Genomic DNA, 21,253 nt, shown 5'->3' on the forward strand with positions numbered 1-21,253 from the left:
AGAACGATTGGCATAGCAAAAAAACTGTCTGACGGGATATACTTCTACCCGAAAGACAGTCTCTCGCCTTGCCTTGCATCGTTTCTTACCATAACTAATTAGGATGAAAAATTAACGATGGCGTGATTCCGTCAGCTTGAATTGACCGACAAGCTGCTGAAGAAATCTCGTAATCGACTCTACACTCTCTGATGTATGGCGGACATTTGCCATTTCAACAATTAACTCCTGTACCCTTCCTTCTACATTGGAGGATACTTTACGGTTTGTTTTGCTAACCACAGCAATCCTCTCCATCAGCTGCACGACCTCATCAACGACCTGTGTCTTGCGGTTGTCTTCATTTTGCGCCGATTGCAGCGTGCTGGCAGCGGCGGCAACCAATTGCGTTCCTTCCTCGACGACCTGCGTCCCTTCGTCCATTGAAGTATAGGCCTGCTTCGCTTCCTCATAGATTTGGTGCGTAATGCCATGTACCTCTTCCGTCGACTTGCGGGTTAAATCCGCAAGCTTACGGATTTCTGCGGCTACGACCGCAAAGCCTCTTCCCTGCTCGCCAACCCGTGCCGCTTCGATAGATGCGTTAAGCGCAAGCAAATTCGTCTGCGCTGAAATCTCCTCGATAACTTGCAGTACACCGCGAATTTCATCTACCGTATGCATGAATCGGCGAATCGTATCATTCGTGTCGCCAACCTTTGAAGAAATATGGTGCATCTTCTCGCCGATCCGATCTACTTCGGATTGCGCTACCGCAATTTGCTCTGCTGCCTGTAGCTCCAATGCGCGAAGCGTATCTCTCATCGCATCCGCGGCATCCTTCGCCATATCGATGTCCTTCAGCTGCAAGCGAATGCTGCCGATCATTTCGCCAACCTGTCCGCTTACCCGTTCCGTCGATTTGGCGGTAACTACCGCCGATTCATTCATCGTATGCTGGCTGGACAGTACATCCGATGCAGCGAGCTTCACCTGCAGCATGATGCCCTCCAGAGAATCGATCATATTGTTGATCCATTTCGCCAGTTCTCTGGACTCGTCATTATCAAATTCAGTGAGCTTTAGCCGCTGCGTCAAGTCTCCCTTTCCTTCCGCATTGATGCGGATAAAACGGTTAATTCGGCTTAAATGCCCAACTACGCGATTCGATTCTTTACGCTGCAGCGTCCCCGATATGACTAGTCCGAACAGAAGCGCAAACCCGCCTGCAGCGGCACCCGTCACCCAAGGTGAAGCCTGACTGGCAAGAAAACCTACAAGGACAACCGTCAATATCGCTTGTATGAATAGCAGCCGCTGCTGAACCCTGCGCTGACGCCATTCGATGCTGCGAATGCGATATACCTCTTCCAAATCCCCCTCGCACATCATTCCCCACACATCGGGACAATGCGGAAGCTGGAACGTTACCCCTTTGCCAATAACCGGGATATGACGATAATCAGAATATCCCGGAAATTCAACGAATAGGTTGCTGCCGTTCCGAATGGTATTCGTGACACCCGGATGAAGCTCTCCTGTAGCCGGATCAGTGAAAATAATTTCAAGCTCCGTATGCTCCTTAATCGATACGATGCCCCAGTCCGTCGTCACGCCATCCTTCAAATTCTCGCCATGCGTAAATGTGTGGTCCTCAAACCGGCTTCTCGACAAAGCCGTACCAAGCGCTATATGGCTGTTCAACTGAGGCTTCGCCATGAACAAGTAGTTGTCACCGGAGTCCGGGTACACATGACCTGATTCCCTTTGAATCAAATCACCCAAGACGTCGTTCGGCACCCGTCCGCAGACCGCTCCCCGATATTCACCAGCCACGATAAGCGGCTGCAGAAACGTCAGTGTCATTTTATCGTGGAAGCTGGACGACCTCGGCCCCAGCTCTAATGTAATCGGATCTCCGTACGGACCATAAAGGCAGGACTTAGGCTGACCACTGCTGTGAAGATGCTGTAAACCTGGAAACAAGTCTGTATCTGCGCCGTAACCGTTTCCCTCGTGCTTCTGATATGTAGAATAAATAACCTCATTGGCTATGTTCAGAACGAAGATTTCGGTGAAATCCATTCCTCTTAAATATGTTCGCTCCAGCAAGCGTGAGGCTGCTTGCCGTTGTACATCTGTGATCGCTTCGCTGTCTGCCGGCAAATAGGGCCCTAGCTGTTCGGCCAGTTTCTTCATATGTCCCCAGTATTCATGGGCCCATGACATGAGCAGCTCTTTACGGGTATCTGCAATACCTTCGAATATCTGTTCTACGTCATCTTTCAATTTACTGTTAAGCCGCCATGAAATCCATAGAGGCAGCCCTTTCTTCGCGCCTAACCAGTCAAACATGCGCATCCCCCACATCCTGTGTCGTACGATCTCATGTCAACAATATTAACATAAAATAGTTCTTATCACATCCATTGCAGGGCTTTTTTGATAAATTTATTTATGTATAAAGTACTATGAACGCAAAAAAATCAATCAAACATGAATAGTAACATGTTAAATTGATTGTTTTTGTCATAATTATGATTTTTTAACTCAACATTAACCTATTACCTTACTCTATTATTGTCCTATATGTAAGGGAAGATCACTTTCGAAATAAAGAACGAAAGGAGCTCCAACCCTTATGCCGGCGTTCCGACTGGCGAATCGCTGTCATACCGACCTCTTTATTGTGCAAGAGCAGCTCGGCATTGCGCGCATAGGCAGCAGCTGTACTTACGCCAAGCACCTCTTCCGTTTTCTCGAACGACTCCCGCATTCTGAAGCCCCGCCAAGCAAGATTATGGGCGTCGGAAGCAATAAAATGAATGAGGCCCTGACGGCAAAGCTCCCATGAAATACGTTCAATCTCCCGTCCGAACCCTCCGAGCAAGGAATGACTCGTTACTTGCGCGAATGCGCCGAGCTCTATTAATGCTGCAAGACGTTCCGGGTGCTTCACGACTTCGGCATTCCGTTCCGGATGCGCAATGATAGGTTTGATGCCAGCTAGACAAAGCTCATAGACGATGTGCTCCATCGCATTCGGAATACGGGAATGCGGCATTTCTAACAGCATGTAATCGGAATTTGCTAGTTTAAGCAGATTTCCCTCATCCAAGTGGGCAAGGAGCTCTTCATGGATATGTATTTCTTGACCTGCATGAACCATTAAAGGTATGTCTTGCTTGTTCAATCGGTCATTCAGCTCATTAACCAGCGCTAATACCTGATCGGCATCGTTTTTGTATTTCCGGTCGTAATGATGAGGCGTTGCAATAATATCGGTAATGCCTTCAGCAACAGCAGCACGGGCTAGCATCAATGAATCGGCCCAGTCAGCGGCGCCGTCATCGATCCCTGGCAAGATATGCGAATGTATATCGATCATTGGAGCGGTACCTCTCTTCACGTTCAGTTTCCTTACACTCCATTGTGGGATACAGCGCCGTTACTGTCAAACGCCCGGAGCCCCAATTTTGAGACTGAAAAGAAAAACACCGCCCAAGCTCAGTATTGAGACTTGAACGGTGCTTATTGTAAATTAACGCTCGCTGACGTTGATCCGGTTCATCGCACGCTGCAGAGCAAGCTCTGCCCGGCGATAATCGATTTCGTCGCGCTTTGCAGCCAGACGCTGCTGGGCACGTTCTTTCGCGGATTGCGCACGGTTAATATCGATATTAGTCGCGAGCTCAGCGCTCTCGGCAAGAATAACGATTTTATCCTTGCGGACTTCAATAAAGCCGCCGCTTGCCGCGATAACGTCCACTTTGTTATCACGTTTGATGACGATCGGAGCAATACGCAGCGCCGTAACAAGCGGAATGTGATTCGGCAAAATGCCGAGCTCGCCTTCCACGCCCGTAACGCTAACCATATTAGCTGTTTCTGCGTAAACTTTGCGTTCCGGTGTTACGATTTCTACTAAAAACGTACTCATGTGGATTCCTCCCGCCTTTCGCTATTACAGCGTTTTGGCTTTCTCCACGGCTTCTTCAATCGTACCTACATACCGGAAAGCTTCTTCCGGAAGGTCGTCATGTTTGCCCTCGAGAATTTCTTTGAAGCTGCGTACAGATTCTTTAACCGGCACGTATTTGCCTGCAAGGCCTGTGAAAGGCTCGGCAACGTGGAACGGTTGCGACAAGAACAGTTGAATGCGGCGTGCGCGGCCGACAGTCAGTTTGTCTTCTTCGCTCAGCTCGTCCATACCCAGGATCGCGATAATATCTTGAAGCTCTTTGTAGCGTTGCAGGATTTGCTTAACGCCTTGAGCAACGTTGTAGTGTTCTTGACCGAGAATGTCGGCGCTCAGAATACGGGACGACGACGCGAGCGGATCAACCGCTGGGAAAATACCCATCTCGGAAATTTTACGTTCCAAGTTTGTCGTAGCATCCAAGTGAGCAAACGTTGTAGCAGGAGCCGGGTCGGTATAGTCATCGGCAGGTACGTAGATCGCTTGGATCGAAGTAACCGAACCTTTTTTCGTCGACGTGATCCGCTCTTGCAATTGACCCATTTCAGTTGCCAGCGTTGGCTGGTAACCTACCGCGGATGGCATACGGCCAAGAAGGGCCGAAACCTCAGAGCCCGCTTGCGTGAAGCGGAAGATGTTGTCGACGAACAACAATACGTCTTTGCCTTCCGTATCACGGAAGTACTCAGCCATTGTCAGACCTGTCAGTGCAACGCGTTGACGCGCGCCTGGAGGCTCGTTCATTTGTCCGAATACCATCGCTGTTTTGCTCAGTACGCCGGAATCTTTCATCTCGTGGTAAAGGTCATTACCTTCACGAGTACGCTCGCCTACGCCGGCGAATACGGAAATACCGCCATGCTCTTGAGCGATGTTGTTGATAAGCTCTTGAATTGTTACCGTTTTACCTACGCCAGCGCCGCCGAACAGGCCGATTTTACCGCCTTTTGCGTAAGGAGCAAGCAAGTCGATAACTTTAATGCCGGTTTCGAGAATTTCCGATTGTGTGGACAATTCGTCGAATGCTGGAGCTTCACGGTGAATAGGAAGATTAACTTCCGATTTCACGCCGCCCGCTTGGTCAATTGGCTCGCCCAATACGTTGAATACACGGCCCAATGTTGGTGCGCCAACTGGAATCGTAATAGGTGCGCCTGTGTCAGTAGCGGTCATGCCGCGTACAAGACCATCAGTTGTGCTCATTGCAACAGCACGAACCATGTTGTCTCCCAGATGAAGAGCTACTTCAAGCGTCAGATCGATTGGAACTCCGCCTGCTTCGCCCTTCTCCTTGATTTTGACAGCGTTCAAAATTTCCGGCAGGTTGCCGCGTTCGAACTCTAAATCGACGACCGGACCCATGACGGATACAACGCGTCCTTTTTTCATGGTTTTCCCTCCTGGTTCCTCATGTTCTGCGAAAACCATACCACCCTCGCTAAACGCAACAGCGGTATGGCGCAGCATTAGTCTTACGATTGTGCATTAGCTCCCGCAACGATCTCGGAAATTTCCTGGGTAATCGCTGCTTGACGAGCTCGGTTATAAGTCAGCGTCAGCTGATTAATCATTTTGTTAGCATTTTTCGTCGCGCTGCCCATTGCAGTCATCCGCGCGCCGAACTCACTCGCTTTGCCGTCCAGTACAGCGCTGTAAATAAGCGTCTCCGCATATTTCGGCAGCAGCACTTCCAGTACGCCCTCCGGTGAAGGCTCGTACTCGTAAGAGGATACAGCCGTGTTGCTGCTTACTTCATCAAGCGGCAGCAAGCGGGTCTCTGTCGGAATTTGAGTGATCGCGTTCACGAATTGGTTATAGTACAAGTACAATTCATCATACGTGCCTTCCGTGAAATTCTTCACAGCGGAGTAAGCAACCGACTTAATATCAGCGAACGTAGGTGAATCGGACAATCCGATAACGTCTTCGGTGATTGGCATATTGCGGCGGCGGAAATAATCCGCGCCCTTACGACCGATAACGAACAACGTGTATTCGTCTGTCGATTTATGCTTCTCGCGAATCGTTTGCGTAACTTTGCGCAAAATGTTGGAGTTGTAGCCGCCTGCGAGGCCGCGGTCCGACGTAATAACGAGATAACCCGTTTTCTTGACCGGACGCGTCTCCAGCATTGGATGTTTCGCGTCCTTCGAGCCGGCCGCAATGCTAGCTACCACTTCTTTCAGCTTATCCGCGTAAGGACGGGATGCTACTGCTGCTTCCTGAGCTTTTCTCAGCTTGGATGCTGCAACCATCTCCATCGCTTTCGTGATTTGCTTCATGCTTTGTTTACTCTTAATTTCGCGTTTAATCTCGCGCATGCCTTTAGCCATTTCATTTCACCCGCCTTTGATGCCCGGTCCGCGCTTCGCGCGATGCACAGGGCCTGGTGTTGAGCATGGAACCTACGCCCGTACAATGCAGGACGGGCGTCAGGCGATTCTCATTTAAGCTTCTGTTACAGAGAAGCTTTTCTTGAATTTATTCAATGCGTCGACGAATGCTTTCTCGGTGTCTGCATCCATTTCTTTTTTCGTGCGAATCGATTCGCCGATTTCGGAATGGTTGGAGTCGAGGAACGCGTGGAATTCTTTCTCGAAGCGCAGAATGTCAACAACCGGAATTTCGTCCAGATGGCCTCTAACTGCAGCGTAGATCGAGATAACTTGCTTCTCAACCGGCATCGGCTGGTTAGCACCTTGTTTCAGAATCTCCATTGTGCGAGCGCCGCGGTTCAGACGGGCTTGCGTCGATTTATCAAGATCAGAGCCGAACTGCGAGAACGCTTGAAGCTCACGGTATGCCGCAAGGTCCAGACGGAGCGTACCGGCAACCTTTTTCATTGCTTTAATTTGAGCGGAGCCGCCTACACGGGATACCGAGATACCTACGTTTACTGCCGGACGTTGGCCGGAGTTGAACAGGTCGGCTTCCAGGAAGATCTGACCGTCTGTAATCGAGATTACGTTTGTTGGAATGTAAGCTGATACGTCGGATGCTTGCGTCTCAATGAAAGGCAGAGCCGTCAAGGAACCGCCGCCCAGCGCGTCGCTCAGCTTAGCTGCGCGTTCCAGCAGACGGGAGTGAATGTAGAATACGTCACCCGGGTAAGCTTCCCGGCCCGGAGGACGTTTCAGCAGCAAGGACAATTCGCGGTATGCTGCCGCTTGTTTCGTCAAGTCATCATAAATAACGAGAACGTGCTCGCCTTTATACATGAAATATTCGCCCATCGAGCAACCAGCGTAAGGAGCCAGGTACAAGAGTGGAGCCGGATCAGAAGCGCCAGCTGTTACGATGATTGTGTAATCAAGCGCGCCATGTTTACGAAGCGTTTCAACAACGCCTGCAACCGTGGATTGTTTTTGGCCGATAGCGACGTAAATACATTTCACGCCGTTGCCTTTTTGGTTGATGATCGCATCGATTGCGATCGTCGTTTTACCCGTTTGACGGTCACCGATGATAAGCTCACGTTGGCCGCGGCCTACTGGTACCATCGCATCGATTGCTTTGATCCCAGTTTGCATTGGCTCATGAACCGATTTACGGTCGATTACGCCTGGTGCCGGAGATTCAATCGGACGAGTATGTTTCGTGTTGATTGGACCTTTGCCGTCAAGCGGTTGGCCCAGCGGGTTAACAACGCGGCCCAGCAGCTCTTCGCCAACTGGTACGTCCAAGATGCGGCCCGTACGTTTAACTTGGTCGCCTTCTTTAATATCCTTGTAAGGCCCGAGGATAACGACACCCACGTTGCTTTCTTCCAAGTTAAGCGCCATACCCACAACACCGTTAGCGAATTCGAGCAATTCGCCTTGCATCGCATTCTCCAAACCGTGAACGCGGGCGATACCGTCACCGACAGTAATTACGGTACCGACGTCGACGACTTGAATGTCGGATTTATATTGTTCGATCTGTTGTTTAATCAGCGTGCTGATTTCATCAGGTCTGATACTCAATTCGTTCACCCCTATCTACTTAAACGATTTTTGTAAACGATCCAGTTTGCCGGACAAGCTTCCGTCGTACAGACGGTCGCCGATGCGTACTTGTACGCCGCCGAGCAAAGCAGGCTCTACAACTTGCTGAGCAATAATTTTTTTGCCGGTTACTTGACTGAAATGAGTCACAACGTCCGCGAATTCCGTTACGGACAGCTGAGTAGCGGCATATATCGTTGCATGGGCTTGACCAAGAACCTCGCCCGCAATTTTAGTGAAGGCTTCATATACTTCCGCAATAACATCCTGACGTCCGCGAACGACCAGCAATTCAAGCGTATTCAATACAAGATTGGATACGTTGTCGCCAAATGTCGTTTTCAAAACCGAAATTTTGTTTGCCGGATCGATGTTTGGGAAGGAAAGAAACTTCACGACTTCTTCGTTTTGTGCCAGCGTATCGACGATTAGCTTCAACTGATCTTCAACTTCTGCTGCGATGCCATTCTGCTGAGCCAGCTCGAACAATGCTTTGGCGTAGCGCTTCGCTACGACTGTATCCCGGCTCATTTGCTTCCTACTTCTTTCAGGTATTGATTAACCAACAGCTCCTGAGATTTTTCGTCGATTTGCTTCTCGATGATTTTCGATGCGATTTTAACCGAGATACCGCCAACTTCTGTACGAAGCGCAGCGATTGCTTTGTTTTTCTCGCTTTCGATATCTTTCAAAGCATCATCTTTCAGGCGAGTCGCTTCCGTTTTCGCCGTTTGAACGATGTCGTCCGCTTGTTTCGTGCTTGTCGTTCTCGCTTGCTCGATAATGTCGTAAGCGTCCTTGCGAGCTTGATCAAGCGCCGCCTTCTGCTCAGCCATATTCGCTTCAGCCTGTTTGCGGCTGGATTCTGCCGTATTCATCTGTTCCAGCACCAATTGTCTGCGCTGCTCCATAATGTTGAACAATGGTCCGAACGCGTACTTGCTCAACAACCAGTACAAAATCCCGAACGCAACCATCGCGATTACTGTAGATTCCCAATGCCAACCCATTGTTGCCACTCCTTCCTCACCACAGAATTGTCTAAATCATAACGAAGGCGAAGAGGGCTAGGCCTTCCCCGCCAGTCGCGAATGTTCAATTAAGCGCTGAAGAACGCCAAGAAACCGATAACTACGCCGATGATAGGTACTACTTCGACGATACCTACACCGATAAACATTGTTGTTTGAAGTTTGCTTTGCAGTTCTGGTTGACGCGCGATGCCTTCAACTGTTTTACTAACGATCAGACCGTTACCTACGCCAGCGCCAACTGCGCCCAAACCTACTGCTAATGCTGCTGCCAATACTTCCATTGTGAAAATCCTCCTCGAAAAATATCGTTTTTTTTGGAATTTCTATAACTAACCCAAACCTTAGTACAGCTCAGGTGTCAAACGTGTATTAATGATGTTCTGCTTCGTCATGAATAGCTGCTTGCGAGATGTATACCATGGTAAGCATGGTGAACAAGAACGCTTGAATCGCACCTACGAATAAACTGAAGCCTTGCCAAGCGATCAGGAATGGCGTACCGAGCCAGCCAATCATCAAGATCGTGCTGATCAGAACCTCACCTGCGAAAATATTCGCGTACAACCGCAATGCCAGCGTTACCGGCTTGGAGATCGTCTCGATTACGTTAATCGGGAAGAAGATCGGATACGGTTGGAAGTAGTGCTTCAGATAATGCTTTTTGTTCTGTTTCAGACCGAGGAAATGTACGATTACGAAAACGATAATCGCCAGACCCGCCGTTACTGAAATATCCGCTGTCGGGGATTTCCACCAAGCGATTGCGACGTGACCATGCTCCAGCATCTCTTTCGTAATACCCAGGCTCTCATACGCGTGATGGGGTTCCGTCACGATACCGAATGGAAGACCAAGCAAGTTGGAGATAAAAATGAACATAATAAGCGTCAAGCCGAGCGACATGAATGGCTTCACCCGATTAAGCGGCATCGCGCTACCGATAAGGTTGTGCACGAAATCGACAGCCCATTCGAGAAAGTTCTGCATCTTCGACGGGTTGTCCACCGACAAATTTCGAACCGCCAATCTAGCAACGACAAACGTTACGATTACAGAAACCAAAAGCGCAGTCCACGTAGCTATGTCAATCTGAAGCGGTCCAAGCTGCCATATGGGAAATTCATGCATGTAAAATTTTCACCCCTTTCGCTATGATTGTCGTTTGTTGATGAAATAAGCTGCTGCTAATAGTATAAACGGTACAACCATACAACCGATTAACGCGGCCGGCATATTGAACTTCTCCGGTAAACGGTAGGCAATCATCGCGACAAGCAGCACCGTCGCAATCCGGCTACCGAGCCCGAGGCCCGATTTACTTGGCCCCATACCAGCGGCTCCATGAGCGACTCTTTCCACGCGTTTCCGTAATAAAAACGCATTCAAGGAACTGCCTGCCAATCCCAGTAAAAGACCGAGAATGACTGTGCGCCATTCGGGAACCAAAGCCCAAACTACCAGACAACCCGCAGTTATAAGAAGGACCGCCCGCACTGCTGTGTTAACTATTTTATCCATCGGCTTCCTCCATAACCTTCTTAACGAGCAGAATGGCTGAGAGTATACCGACAGCCAGACCGACCAGGATGCCCCCGACCGTCCAACCCTTCTCGTCGCCGAGCCGGCGTCCGAGCGAAGATCCGATCCAGTAGCCTAAAAAGATACATACAGCGACTTGCAAACCGAGTGCGCCAACCATTCCGGCAGCGAACAACGGGTTGTCCCTTCTGCTCTTTTTATTCATGATCATACCCCTGTCAATCCTCATATATTTTATCGAAGCGGCGCAAGGTTTGTCAATTGATATAACTGCGAATTTTCTATGAAAAAACCGCCAAAAGCCTTGATAAATAAAGACTTTCCTGAAGGCAAAACCATACAGTACCACTGTATGCTGTACATTGCGCCTTCATCCGGCTTCAAGCATGTTATTTATGAACGTTGTGTGAACGGCTCGGGACGCTCGGCATTTTTCCCAAAATGATACAAAATCGCCTCTACAATGCGGGCGGAAGCCTGTCCATCACCGTATGGATTCGCCGCATGGCTCATCCGTTCGTACAGCGCGCCATCATTCAGCAGCGCCTTCGCCCGGCTGTATACTTTCTCTTCATCCGTACCGACAAGCTCAAGCGTTCCCGCGTCAATGCCTTCCGGACGCTCTGTCGTATCCCGAAGCACAAGTGTTGGCACGCCGAAGGACGGCGCTTCTTCCTGCATACCGCCGGAATCGGTCATAATCATATAGGCATGAGGATAAAAGTTATGGAATTCAAAAACATCAAGCGGTTCAATCAACTGGATACGAGGGTGATTGCCGAGTATTTCACTCGCTGGCTCCCGTACTGCCGGATTAGGATGAACAGCATAGACAATCGCGACATCCTCATGCTCGTCGGCAATTCGTTTGACTGCTCTGAAAATGTTGCGGTGCGGCTCGCCCAGCGCTTCGCGGCGGTGAGCCGTCATCAGAATCATCCGTTTGCCCTTCGCCCATTCAATGACAGGATGAGAGAAAGACGGATCAACCGTGTATTGAAACACGTCGGTTGCCGTGTTGCCCGTCACATAAATAGTAGATTCCGACTTATTCTCCTTGCGCAAGTTGTCCGCCGACCATTCCGTCGGGGCAAAATGCACGTCAGACAGCACGCCTGCGAGCTGGCGGTTCATCTCCTCCGGATATGGCGATAGCTTGTTCCACGTCCGCAGTCCTGCTTCGACATGACCGACCTGAATTTGCTTCAGAAAAGAAGCGTAGCTGGCCGAAAAAAGTCGTCTGCGTATCGCCGTGCACGAGCACGATGTCCGGCTTAGCTTCCGTCAGAACAGGATCAAGCCCCTCCAGCACGCGTACGGTCGTCTCCGTCAGCGTCTGGCGGTCTTTCATTACGTTCAAGTCGTAATCGGGCTGAATTTCGAAAAACTCCAGCACCTGGTCCAGGATCTGGCGATGCTGCGCCGTAACGCAAACGATGGATTCGATCTGGTCCGCATGCTTGTTCAATTCGAGCACAAGCGGAGCCATTTTAACCGCCTCCGGACGCGTTCCGAAGATCGTCATTACTTTCAGTTTAGACAAAACGTTTCACTCCTAGTATCAGTTGTCGCTGCCGCGCGCTAATTAGTTCCGAATATACGGTCTCCGGCATCGCCGAGGCCCGGTACGATATAGCCTTTTTCATTCAGTTTCTCGTCCAGTGCAGCCAAATAAATGTCCACATCCGGGTGGGCTTCCTGAACGGCTTTGACGCCTTCTGGAGCAGCAATCAGACACATGAGCTTAATCTGATCGCAATCGCGTTTCTTCAATGCATTAATAGCGGCAATAGCAGAGCCGCCTGTAGCCAGCATCGGATCGATGACGATCAGCTGTCTGTTAGGAGCATCAGTAGGCAGGTTGATGTAGTATTCGGAAGGCTGAAGCGTCTCATGATCGCGGAACAATCCAATATGCCCGACTTTGGCAGCCGGTACAAGCTTCAGGATGCCTTCAACCATACCAAGTCCAGCACGAAGAATCGGAACAAGTCCGATCATGCGGCCGGATACGACCTTGGCATCGGTCTCTGCCACTGGAGTCTGTACTTTTATGGTAGCCAAAGGGATATCTCTCGTAATTTCATATGCCATTAGGGTAGCGACTTCGTCGACCAATTCGCGGAAGTCTTTCGTGTTCGTGTCTTTGTTCCGAATGAAAGTCAGCTTGTGCTGAATCAACGGATGGTCGCAGATGACCAATTTGTTCATGAAGCTTAATTCCTCCTGTAGATACATCTATTTTCTTTTTCGGGCACAATCCCGTTTATTATATCACTGTAGCCACTGCCTTGCATCCTGAGATTTCACTGGTGCTAGCTGCTGCTGCAGCCCCCTCCCCCGCAGGAAGAACCGCCATCGCTTCCGCCGCCGTCTCCCCCTGAATGATCAGAGCCGGAATGATCTGATCCGGAGCCGCAGACCGGCGGAATAAACACCCCGCTGTCATTCGCCTGACGTTGTTCCTCTGTCTGGGCTAAGTCCATTTGGCGGCTGAATTCACTGTCACTGTATGGATCCAGTGAATTCACGATCAGCAGGCCGGCTAATATCCCCGTGCCGCTAAACGCAGGATCGTATTCGCTCTGCCATGCGGGAGTGGCTGCAGTGTTCTGACCGGCCTTCCTAAGCTCGGACTTGGCGCGGTAAATTAAATAATCAGCCGTTTCATCCAAATCCTTATATTGACTGAGCGCTTTGACATTGAACCAATTCTCGCGCAGCTCGGCAGCCTCAAGATCTGCAAGCGGCTGAAGCCGGCTCTGGGGCATTTTCGTCCGATAGAAATTGCCCCACAGGCGTCCGCTCGCAGGAGCTTGCGTGAATAATTCCCCATATACCCAATCGAACCAAGCCCGCTCACTTTGTTCAGGCACATCACTTGGCTCGTGGGGAGCATGATGAATCATCTGGCCGCAAAGCTTAACGCAGAACCCTTCATATTCTCGCGTAAACATCAGCATTTCATGCCATACCGCATCGACTTTTCCGCTGTACATAGGCACTCGCTTCACGACCGCGCACATGAGGAAATAGCGCTTGAGCTCAAACCATGTCCAGTTCCATTCCTCATCGCTCATGCCCGGCGCTTCCTTCAGCACGCGATCCTTGACCCGGCTCTCGAGATCAAGTCCCAGCGCAGTCTCCAGCCTTTCGGCGGCAGAACGGGCAGGATGTCCTTGGGGCACGCCCAGCGCTGCAGGCGGTTGTTCAGCAGGCCAGCGAAAAGATTTCATCATTACGGTTCTTGAGCGGCCTTTATTACGTACAAGCATCAATACGAGCATAATTAGCGCAACACACAATAGTAAAACCCAAATCGGCGACATGGATAACCTCCTGAGCATCATTCCATATTAATGGAAGAAGAATGGCTTCATTTTATCATATCGCCGCCCGTTTAAGCCGATTCAAAGCAAAAAAGCCTTGCAGACCGTTTCCATCCCGAAATGGTCTGCAAGGCTGATGATTTATTAGGCGTCTATACGTCCGCGTAATGACAAGATGCAAAGTGGCCTTTGCGAATTTCCAATAACGCTGGCTCGACGGTTCTGCACTTCTCCGTCGCAATCGGACAGCGCGTGTGGAACTGACAGCCGCTTGGCGGATTGATCGGACTCGGCAAATCACCTGTTAATACGATGCGTTCCCGGCTTTCCTCCACCTCTGGATCGGGAATCGGAATGGCCGACAGCAACGCTCTCGTATACGGATGAGCAGGACGTGAGTACAGCTCACCGCTTTCCGCAAACTCGACGATTTTACCCAAGTACATGACGGCTACCCGGTCACTGATATGTTTAACCATCGACAAGTCGTGGGCGATGAACAGATAGGTCAGACCCATTTTTCGCTGCAAATCTTGAAGCAGGTTGACGACTTGCGCCTGAATGGAAACGTCCAGCGCCGAGATCGGCTCATCCGCAATGATAAACTTCGGATCAACTGCCAGCGCACGGGCAATGCCGATACGCTGACGCTGGCCGCCGGAGAACTCATGCGGGTAACGCGTTGCATGATCCGGGTTCAAGCCGACGAGATCAAGTAGTCCCTCTACTTTGCGCTTCCGCTCTGCACGGCTGCCTGCGAGATTATGAATATCGAGCGCCTCGCCGATAACATCGGTAATCGTCATACGGGGATTAAGCGAAGCGTACGGGTCCTGGAAAATCATCTGCATGTCGCGGCGCAAAGCCTTCAGCTTCGCACCCTTCATTTTGTAGATATCTTCGCCTTGGAACGTTACACCGCCGCTTGTCGGCTCATACAGCCGGAGAATCGTACGGCCCGCCGTCGACTTTCCGCAACCGGACTCGCCGACAACGCCAACCGTCTCGCCTTTATGAATGGTGAAATCGATGTCGTTGACCGCCTTGAGAATGCTGCCGCCCCCAAGGTTGAAAAACTTGCGCAAATGATTGACCTGAACTAGAGGCTCCTTCATACCGGCACCTCCTCAGCTTTTGTCGCGTAAGGATGTGCCATCCAGCAAGCCGATTTATGGGACTCATTGCCGTCAACAGCAAGAAGCTCAGGATCATTATCCACACAAACCTTCATGGCCTGGTCACAGCGGGCGCAGAAGCTGCAGCCCTTCGGCGGCTTGATGAGATCCGGCGGCATGCCGTAGATCGGAATAAGCGGCTCGTCCTTCTTCTGATCCAAGCGAGGAACGGAGCGCAGCAGCCCTTTCGTATAAGGATGCTTCGGATTTTTGAAAATCTCCCACTTCGTACCCGTCTCAACTACTTTGCCGGCATACATGACGATAACGCGGTCACATACGTCCGCAACGACGCCTAGATCATGGGTAATCAGAATAATTGAAGTGCCCATACTCTGCTGCAAGTCTTTCATCACGCGCAAGATTTGCGCCTGAATCGTTACGTCCAGAGCTGTTGTCGGCTCATCTGCAATGAGCAGCGAAGGATTGCAGGCCAGAGCGATTGCAATCATCGCACGCTGGCGCATACCGCCCGAGAACTCATGCGGGTATTGACTGAAACGGGCTTCCGGATTCGGAATGCCGACTAGCTTCAGCATCTCAATCGCCCGGGCGCGCGCTGCCGCGGCGCTAACGCCTTGATGCTTCACGAGACCTTCCGTAATTTGACGGCCAATCGTCAATGTAGGGTTAAGCGAGGTCATCGGGTCCTGGAAAATCATACCCATATCCTTGCCCCGGATATCTTCCATTTGCTTCGGTGTTTTTTTCAAAATATCTTGCCCATTGAACATAATCGAGCCTGTTGTTACGGCGGGCGGTGAAGGCACGAGGCGCATGAGCGATTGCGCGGTTACGGACTTGCCGCAGCCGGACTCACCGACGATGCCTACTGCTTCGCCTTTATTCACATGAAAGTTGACGCCGCGAACCGCTTGTACGGTACCGCCCCGAACTTTGAAATTTACTCGCAGATCATTGACTTCAAGCAAACGCTCCATCTGTTGCACCTCCTACTTTTTCATTTTCGGATCAAGCGCGTCACGCAGTCCGTCTCCGAAAATATTAAAGCAAAGCATCGTCAAACTAATCAGGACAGCAGGGAAAATCATCCGCCAAGGATAAATCGTCATGGCTTTCAATGCGTCATTGATCAGCGTTCCGAGCGACGCCGCAGGGGACTGCACGCCAAGTCCGAGGAAGCTGAGGAAAGCTTCGGCGAAAATTGCGCTTGGCACCGTCATCGTAATCGTCACGATAATCGCGCCGATCGCATTCGGAACAAGATGCTTAAACATAATCCGCGCAGGACTCGCGCCAAGCGAACGCGCGGCCAATACATATTCCTGGTTTTTGAGCTGCATGATTTGCCCGCGGACAATCCACGCCATGTTAATCCATCCGGTAATACTGAGCGCCAGGATGATCGTGAACATGCTAGGCTCCAAGACGACAATAAGCAATATAACGACGAGCAAGCTCGGAATCGAATACAGGATTTCACAAAAACGGTTGAGCACTTCGTCGACTTTACCGCCGTAGTAGCCCATAATACCGCCAATAATTACACCGACAAACAAATCGACCAGTGCAGCGTAAATGCCGACCTGAAGCGAGATCCCCGCGCCCATCCACGTACGCGCAAACATGTCGCGTCCTAGGGCGTCAGTTCCGAACCAATGGTCGGAGGACGGCTTCTGATTGGTTGCCGACAGATCATTCGTCGAATAATCGTGAGGAGAAATCCATTGGCCGATAATGGCCATAATGACGATAAGCACAAGAACAATAAGGCTGACCATCGCCATTTTGTTGGAACGCAGCCGGAACCAAGCGTCCTTCCAAGCCGAAATACTTTCGCGAACGACGACTTCTGGCACTTTCTCTTCTTTGCTAAGCTTTGCGAAATCTTCTCTTTGCAATGAATGCTCCGACATCGGGTCAGCCTCCTTTCCTGCTCAATTTAATCCGCGGATCGACAAGGCCGTACGCAATATCGGTCAAGAAGCGTGCCAGCATCAGAATAACCGCGTAGAACAGCGTCACGCCCATAATCAGCGTGTAGTCACGGTTAGTGATGCTGTTAACAAAGCTTTTGCCCAAGCCGCCGATTCCGAAAATCTGCTCGATAATAACCGAACCGGTAATAATGTTGGCGGTCATCGGACCAACATAGGTGACTACAGGCAAAATCGCGTTACGCAGCGCATGCCGGATCAGGATAATGCGCCCTGACAAGCCTTTCGCCCGTGCAGTCTTGATATAATCGGCCGTCAGTACCTCCAGCATGCTGGAGCGCGTAAGCCGTGCAATGAAAGCGGCGGGCAGGAATGACAAGGCCACAACCGGCAAGATAAAGTCGGTCGGATCGTTTAGACCCGCTACGCTAAGCCAGCCGAGCTTTACGCCAAACACATACTGGAGACCTGCGGCAACGACGAAATTGGGAATCGATACGCCAAGCACCGCGAGAAAAATCGTGAAGGCGTCGAGAAATTTTCGATGGTTAAGCGCAGCGATCAGACCCAAAACGATGCCTGCGGCAATCGCCAATATGATCGCGAAAATGCCCAGCTGCAACGAATAGATAAAGCCGTTCTTAATAACGTCGACAACCGACGTATATTGCTGTTTCATAGACAGGCCAAGATCAAAGTGGAGCAAATTGTTCATGTAATGCAAATATTGAACGCCGAGAGGATCATTCAATCCGTACTGCTCGTTAAGCCTCTCTTGAATGGCTGGAGGAACGTTCTTCTCGGATTGAAACGGATTACCCGGTATCGCTTTCATCAGGAAAAAAGTAGCGGAAGCCAGCACGAAAATCGAAATAATCATGAACAGCAGCTTCTGAAGGACATAGCGAACCACTTGTCGTGGCACCTCCTTGGTAATAAGCATCTGGAATAAGGCTTAGGAAACGGCCTTTTATTTCAAAAAGGGATATATGCAGTCAATGCTGCATATATCCCGCAAACCATGGACGTGCTTCTTATTTCCCTACATAGCTGCCGCGATTGTAGTCGATGTCGCCTTTGTAATCCATGAAGATGCCTTCAAAGCCCGGCTTAATCATGTATACGCTGCTGTAGTAGAACAGCGGAGCGACTGCTCGCGAATCGATCAAAATTTTCTCGGCGCGCGCCATTGCTTCCATACGCTCTTTTTGATTATCCGTAGCATACGCTTTTTTCACCATATCGTCGTATTCTTTCGATGCGAAGCCGGTGTTGTTGTTACCGCTCTTCGAAGTATACAGATCGATGAAAGTCATCGGATCATTGTAGTCCGCGCCGTTGCCGCCGCGAGCCACTTCATAGTTCAGACGGTTCCGGTTGTCGATGAACACGCCCCATTCTTGATTCTCGATGCTTGTATCAACGCCCAGGTTTGTTTTCCACATTGCTGCAATCGCCTCAGCGATTTTCTGGTGCTTGTCGTTTGTGTTGTAAGCCAGCTTAACAGTTGGCATTTTGCTCAGGCCCAGCTCTTGCAGACCTTCTGCCAGCAATTTTTTCGCTGCTTCAATATCTTCAGTGAAGTATGCATCGCTAACTTCGGCGCGGAAATCTTCTTTCTCGCCTTTGATACCCGGTGGAACAAAACCGAATGCTGGTTTTTCTCCGCCCAGAGCGATTTTATCGGTAATATCCTGACGGCTGATTGCCATCGACAGTGCTTGGCGAATCTTCTCGTTGTTGAAAGGCGCTTGCTTCGTGTTGAACATGTAGTAGTAAATGCTCGCTGTGCCTTTTACTTTGAATTCGTCAGGATTGCTTTTTTTCAACGTCTCGAATTGCTCAGTCGGAATCAAGCCTGTAGGCATGCCGGCATAGTCCAGCTTGTCCGTTTGGTACATGCTAAGCTCGGTACCGGAGTCATTAACCATTGTGAAGAATACTTTGCTCAGCTTCACATCGTCTTTCGCGTAATAGTTCTCGTTCGGAGCAAGCGTAATGGACGTGTTTTTCTTCCAATCTGTCATTTTGAACGAACCGTTCGTAATGATCGATTTCACGTCTGTTGCCCAAGCCTCGTTGTCTTTCACCGATTGGTGAACAGGGAAGTATGTCGTGAACGACATCAGACTCAAGAAGTATGGAGTCGGGGAGTTCAGCGTTACTTCGAGCGTATGCTCGTCAACCGCTTTTACCGCAACGTCGTCGGCTGTTACGCCGTCAGCGCCCGTGTTGTATTTCTCGGCGTTTTTGATGTAATACAGCTGATAAGCATAAGCTGCTGCAGCTGGTTTGAGGTTTGGATCAAGGACGCGTTTCCAGGCAAATACAAAGTCATTCGCCGTTACTGGATCGCCATTGCTCCATTTCGCATCATCGCGAAGGTTGAATGTATAGGTCAAACCGTCATCGGAAATTTTCCAGTCTTTCGCAATGCCGGCAACGTCATTGCCTTTTTCATCTTTGCGCAGCAGACCTTCGTAGATACCGTTAAGTACAGTAGCGGACACTTGGTCTTGCACTTGTGCAGGATCCAGCGTCGGAGGCTGTTCGGACAGGTTCATCCGGAATTCTTTCTTACCTGCAGCAGCTTCGCCGCCATTGCCCGAGTTGCCCGTTTCATTCTTCGGTGTACAGCCAACAGCAATAATGGCCAGTACGAGAAGCAAAGAAACAAGTTTAAAGCCATGTTTGTTCTTCTTCAACATGAATATCCTCCCCTGATGTTCTTCCCATATTTGCAATAATTTTACATTATTAACAATAGAAATTTTCATTAATCGATTGAATTGCAAGAAAATTAAACGATTTCAATCGATATTAATTTATTTTCTATGTCGGTACACATATAATTATTGCATTGTAGCGTTAATACACGACTTCCAATATACAATAGTAAGTGACCCGTGTCAATTCCCATATATTGTGCGGAAAATGCTGGATGTTGTGAATACCAACTTTCAACGGTACGTATAGCATGCTGCAATGGCATGGGGTTAATACGCTGGAAAAGCAAAAAAAGGGCGATTCGAGAGAGGTCTCGAATCGCCCTTTTGACTGCAGCGCAGCTCTTAGTATTGAATGGTTTCGTAAAGCGGATATTGAGCAGTGAGATCGCGAACGATACCGCGAGCTTTTGCCAGAACCGCCTCATCTTCGTGGTTTTTCAGCGTCATTGCGATAACTTCGCCGATCGTCTTCATCGCCTTCTCGTCCATGCCGCGGGAAGTCGCAGCTGGCGTACCAAGACGGATGCCGCTCGTTACAAACGGGCTCGTCGGGTCGAATGGAATCGCATTTTTGTTAGCTGTAATGCCGATGGAATCCAGCACGTGCTCCGCAACTTTACCTGTAATGTTCAAGCCGCGCGTATCGATCAGCATCAAGTGGTTGTCTGTACCGCCGGAAACGATGTTGATGCCTTCGCCGATCAGCGTGTCAGCAAGAACTTTCGCATTGTTGATTACCTGCTGTGCATATTGTTTCCAGGAAGGCTGAAGCACTTCACCGAAAGCAACTGCTTTACCAGCAATAACATGCATCAGAGGGCCGCCTTGTGTGCCTGGGAATACAGCTTTGTCGATAGCCGCTGCCCAAGGCTGACGGCAGAGAATCAATCCGCCGCGAGGACCGCGAAGCGTTTTGTGCGTAGTTGTCGTTACGAAATGCGCATAAGGAACTGGGTTTGGATGCAGACCAGCCGCAACCAGACCTGCGATGTGGGCCATATCGACCATGAACAAAGCGCCTACGTCTTCTGCGATTTTGCCCAATTTTTCGAAATCAATTGTACGCGGGTAAGCACTCGCGCCGGCAACGATCAGACGAGGACGGTGCTTGAATGCCGCTTTGCGAACTTCTTCATAGTTAATCGTGAATGTATCTTCATCAACGCCGTAAGCGACGAAGTTGTACAACAAGCCGGATGCGTTAACCGGGCTGCCGTGTGTCAAGTGACCGCCGTGCGCCAGGTTCATGCCGAGAACAGTGTCGCCTGGTTTGAGAACAGCCAGATAAACCGCCATGTTCGCTTGTGCGCCGGAGTGAGGTTGAACGTTTGCGTGCTCTGCGCCGAAAATTTCTTTTGCGCGATCACGTGCAATATCTTCAACGATGTCAACATGCTCACAGCCGCCGTAGAAGCGTTTACCCGGGTAGCCTTCAGCATATTTGTTCGTCAATACGGAGCCCATTGCTTCCAGAACCGCTTCACTTACGATATTCTCGGATGCGATCAATTCGATGTTGTCGCGTTGGCGCTGCAATTCAAGGCCCATTGCCTTCAAAACTTCAGGATCTTGCTTACGTAGATTTTCCATAATAATGCCTCCTAT

General features: G+C 50.1%; 20 protein-coding genes and 1 pseudogene. All 21 read right to left on the reverse strand.

Annotated features, from left to right (window positions below; all coding sequences use genetic code 11):
* Window positions 1–111: 111 nt before the first annotated feature.
* Window positions 112–2,334 (reverse strand): methyl-accepting chemotaxis protein, encoded by a 2,223-nt coding sequence (locus tag TY10_RS25655; RefSeq protein ID WP_042170288.1) that lies wholly within the window; start codon window positions 2,332–2,334, stop codon window positions 112–114.
* A 247-nt stretch (window positions 2,335–2,581) separates the two neighbouring features.
* Complete coding sequence (locus tag TY10_RS25660; RefSeq protein WP_042170214.1) at window positions 2,582–3,367, reverse strand: tyrosine-protein phosphatase; 786 nt, start codon at window positions 3,365–3,367, stop codon at window positions 2,582–2,584.
* Between the two features lie 153 nt (window positions 3,368–3,520).
* A complete protein-coding gene (locus TY10_RS25665) occupies window positions 3,521–3,919 on the reverse strand; it encodes a F0F1 ATP synthase subunit epsilon (RefSeq protein WP_042170216.1) in 399 nt (132 codons plus the stop codon).
* 24 nt (window positions 3,920–3,943) lie between these two features.
* Window positions 3,944–5,347: a F0F1 ATP synthase subunit beta gene (gene atpD / locus TY10_RS25670; protein WP_042170218.1), complete on the reverse strand. Its 1,404-nt coding sequence runs from the start codon at window positions 5,345–5,347 to the stop codon at window positions 3,944–3,946.
* An 83-nt stretch (window positions 5,348–5,430) separates the two neighbouring features.
* A complete protein-coding gene (gene atpG / locus TY10_RS25675) occupies window positions 5,431–6,291 on the reverse strand; it encodes an ATP synthase F1 subunit gamma (protein WP_042170219.1) in 861 nt (286 codons plus the stop codon).
* A 114-nt stretch (window positions 6,292–6,405) separates the two neighbouring features.
* The gene (gene atpA, locus TY10_RS25680) at window positions 6,406–7,923 is read right to left on the reverse strand and encodes a F0F1 ATP synthase subunit alpha (protein ID WP_042170221.1); all 1,518 of its coding nucleotides are present in this window, start codon (window positions 7,921–7,923) and stop codon (window positions 6,406–6,408) included.
* A 15-nt stretch (window positions 7,924–7,938) separates the two neighbouring features.
* Window positions 7,939–8,475 (reverse strand): F0F1 ATP synthase subunit delta, encoded by a 537-nt coding sequence (locus tag TY10_RS25685; protein ID WP_042170224.1) that lies wholly within the window; start codon window positions 8,473–8,475, stop codon window positions 7,939–7,941.
* Window positions 8,472–8,954 (reverse strand): F0F1 ATP synthase subunit B, encoded by a 483-nt coding sequence (gene atpF, locus TY10_RS25690; RefSeq protein ID WP_042170227.1) that lies wholly within the window; start codon window positions 8,952–8,954, stop codon window positions 8,472–8,474. The genes TY10_RS25685 and atpF overlap by 4 nt, the downstream gene beginning before the upstream one ends.
* Before the next feature lie 89 nt (window positions 8,955–9,043).
* Complete coding sequence (atpE, locus tag TY10_RS25695; protein ID WP_042170229.1) at window positions 9,044–9,259, reverse strand: F0F1 ATP synthase subunit C; 216 nt, start codon at window positions 9,257–9,259, stop codon at window positions 9,044–9,046.
* A gap of 88 nt (window positions 9,260–9,347) precedes the next feature.
* On the reverse strand, window positions 9,348–10,106 hold the full coding sequence (gene atpB, locus TY10_RS25700; RefSeq protein WP_042170231.1) for a F0F1 ATP synthase subunit A: 759 nt from the start codon (window positions 10,104–10,106) through the stop codon (window positions 9,348–9,350).
* 21 nt (window positions 10,107–10,127) lie between these two features.
* Window positions 10,128–10,496, reverse strand: a complete 369-nt coding sequence (locus TY10_RS25705) for an ATP synthase subunit I (protein WP_042170233.1) — start codon at window positions 10,494–10,496, stop codon at window positions 10,128–10,130.
* Window positions 10,489–10,722: an AtpZ/AtpI family protein gene (locus tag TY10_RS25710; RefSeq protein WP_042170289.1), complete on the reverse strand. Its 234-nt coding sequence runs from the start codon at window positions 10,720–10,722 to the stop codon at window positions 10,489–10,491. Before TY10_RS25710 ends, TY10_RS25705 begins: the two co-directional genes overlap by 8 nt.
* 188 nt (window positions 10,723–10,910) lie before the next feature.
* Window positions 10,911–12,060, reverse strand: a pseudogene (wecB, locus tag TY10_RS25715) (non-hydrolyzing UDP-N-acetylglucosamine 2-epimerase).
* 38 nt (window positions 12,061–12,098) lie between these two features.
* Window positions 12,099–12,728 (reverse strand): uracil phosphoribosyltransferase, encoded by a 630-nt coding sequence (gene upp, locus TY10_RS25720; RefSeq protein WP_042170236.1) that lies wholly within the window; start codon window positions 12,726–12,728, stop codon window positions 12,099–12,101.
* A 104-nt stretch (window positions 12,729–12,832) separates the two neighbouring features.
* Entirely contained in the window at window positions 12,833–13,846 is a 1,014-nt protein-coding gene (locus TY10_RS29230; protein ID WP_052350773.1) for a glycine-rich domain-containing protein, read from the reverse strand.
* 152 nt (window positions 13,847–13,998) lie between these two features.
* Window positions 13,999–14,961: an ABC transporter ATP-binding protein gene (locus tag TY10_RS25730; protein WP_042170239.1), complete on the reverse strand. Its 963-nt coding sequence runs from the start codon at window positions 14,959–14,961 to the stop codon at window positions 13,999–14,001.
* Window positions 14,958–15,962, reverse strand: a complete 1,005-nt coding sequence (locus tag TY10_RS25735; protein WP_042170242.1) for an ABC transporter ATP-binding protein — start codon at window positions 15,960–15,962, stop codon at window positions 14,958–14,960. Before TY10_RS25735 ends, TY10_RS25730 begins: the two co-directional genes overlap by 4 nt.
* A 12-nt stretch (window positions 15,963–15,974) precedes the next feature.
* A complete protein-coding gene (locus TY10_RS25740) occupies window positions 15,975–16,898 on the reverse strand; it encodes an ABC transporter permease (protein WP_042170244.1) in 924 nt (307 codons plus the stop codon).
* Window positions 16,899–16,902: 4 nt separating this feature from the next.
* On the reverse strand, window positions 16,903–17,832 hold the full coding sequence (locus TY10_RS25745; RefSeq protein ID WP_042170246.1) for an ABC transporter permease: 930 nt from the start codon (window positions 17,830–17,832) through the stop codon (window positions 16,903–16,905).
* A gap of 121 nt (window positions 17,833–17,953) precedes the next feature.
* Window positions 17,954–19,627, reverse strand: a complete 1,674-nt coding sequence (locus TY10_RS25750; protein ID WP_155986050.1) for a peptide ABC transporter substrate-binding protein — start codon at window positions 19,625–19,627, stop codon at window positions 17,954–17,956.
* Window positions 19,628–19,990: 363 nt separating this feature from the next.
* Window positions 19,991–21,238: a serine hydroxymethyltransferase gene (locus TY10_RS25755; RefSeq protein WP_155986051.1), complete on the reverse strand. Its 1,248-nt coding sequence runs from the start codon at window positions 21,236–21,238 to the stop codon at window positions 19,991–19,993.
* Window positions 21,239–21,253 lie beyond the last annotated feature (15 nt).

Source organism: Paenibacillus gorillae (assembly GCF_000513275.1).
Lineage (GTDB): Bacteria > Bacillota > Bacilli > Paenibacillales > Paenibacillaceae > Pristimantibacillus > Pristimantibacillus gorillae.

Coding starts and splice junctions, on each gene's coding strand:
- TY10_RS25655 (WP_042170288.1), bottom strand. CDS start 2,334: ATGTTTGACTGGTTAGGCGCGAAGAAAGGGCTGCCTCTATGGATTTCA.
- TY10_RS25660 (WP_042170214.1), bottom strand. CDS start 3,367: ATGATCGATATACATTCGCATATCTTGCCAGGGATCGATGACGGCGCC.
- TY10_RS25665 (WP_042170216.1), bottom strand. CDS start 3,919: ATGAGTACGTTTTTAGTAGAAATCGTAACACCGGAACGCAAAGTTTAC.
- atpD (WP_042170218.1), bottom strand. CDS start 5,347: ATGAAAAAAGGACGCGTTGTATCCGTCATGGGTCCGGTCGTCGATTTA.
- atpG (WP_042170219.1), bottom strand. CDS start 6,291: ATGGCTAAAGGCATGCGCGAGATTAAACGCGAAATTAAGAGTAAACAA.
- TY10_RS25685 (WP_042170224.1), bottom strand. CDS start 8,475: ATGAGCCGGGATACAGTCGTAGCGAAGCGCTACGCCAAAGCATTGTTC.
- atpF (WP_042170227.1), bottom strand. CDS start 8,954: ATGGGTTGGCATTGGGAATCTACAGTAATCGCGATGGTTGCGTTCGGG.
- atpE (WP_042170229.1), bottom strand. CDS start 9,259: ATGGAAGTATTGGCAGCAGCATTAGCAGTAGGTTTGGGCGCAGTTGGC.
- atpB (WP_042170231.1), bottom strand. CDS start 10,106: ATGCATGAATTTCCCATATGGCAGCTTGGACCGCTTCAGATTGACATA.
- TY10_RS25705 (WP_042170233.1), bottom strand. CDS start 10,496: ATGGATAAAATAGTTAACACAGCAGTGCGGGCGGTCCTTCTTATAACT.
- TY10_RS25710 (WP_042170289.1), bottom strand. CDS start 10,722: ATGAATAAAAAGAGCAGAAGGGACAACCCGTTGTTCGCTGCCGGAATG.
- upp (WP_042170236.1), bottom strand. CDS start 12,728: ATGAACAAATTGGTCATCTGCGACCATCCGTTGATTCAGCACAAGCTG.
- TY10_RS29230 (WP_052350773.1), bottom strand. CDS start 13,846: ATGTCGCCGATTTGGGTTTTACTATTGTGTGTTGCGCTAATTATGCTC.
- TY10_RS25730 (WP_042170239.1), bottom strand. CDS start 14,961: ATGAAGGAGCCTCTAGTTCAGGTCAATCATTTGCGCAAGTTTTTCAAC.
- TY10_RS25735 (WP_042170242.1), bottom strand. CDS start 15,962: ATGGAGCGTTTGCTTGAAGTCAATGATCTGCGAGTAAATTTCAAAGTT.
- TY10_RS25740 (WP_042170244.1), bottom strand. CDS start 16,898: ATGTCGGAGCATTCATTGCAAAGAGAAGATTTCGCAAAGCTTAGCAAA.
- TY10_RS25750 (WP_155986050.1), bottom strand. CDS start 19,627: ATGTTGAAGAAGAACAAACATGGCTTTAAACTTGTTTCTTTGCTTCTC.
- TY10_RS25755 (WP_155986051.1), bottom strand. CDS start 21,238: ATGGAAAATCTACGTAAGCAAGATCCTGAAGTTTTGAAGGCAATGGGC.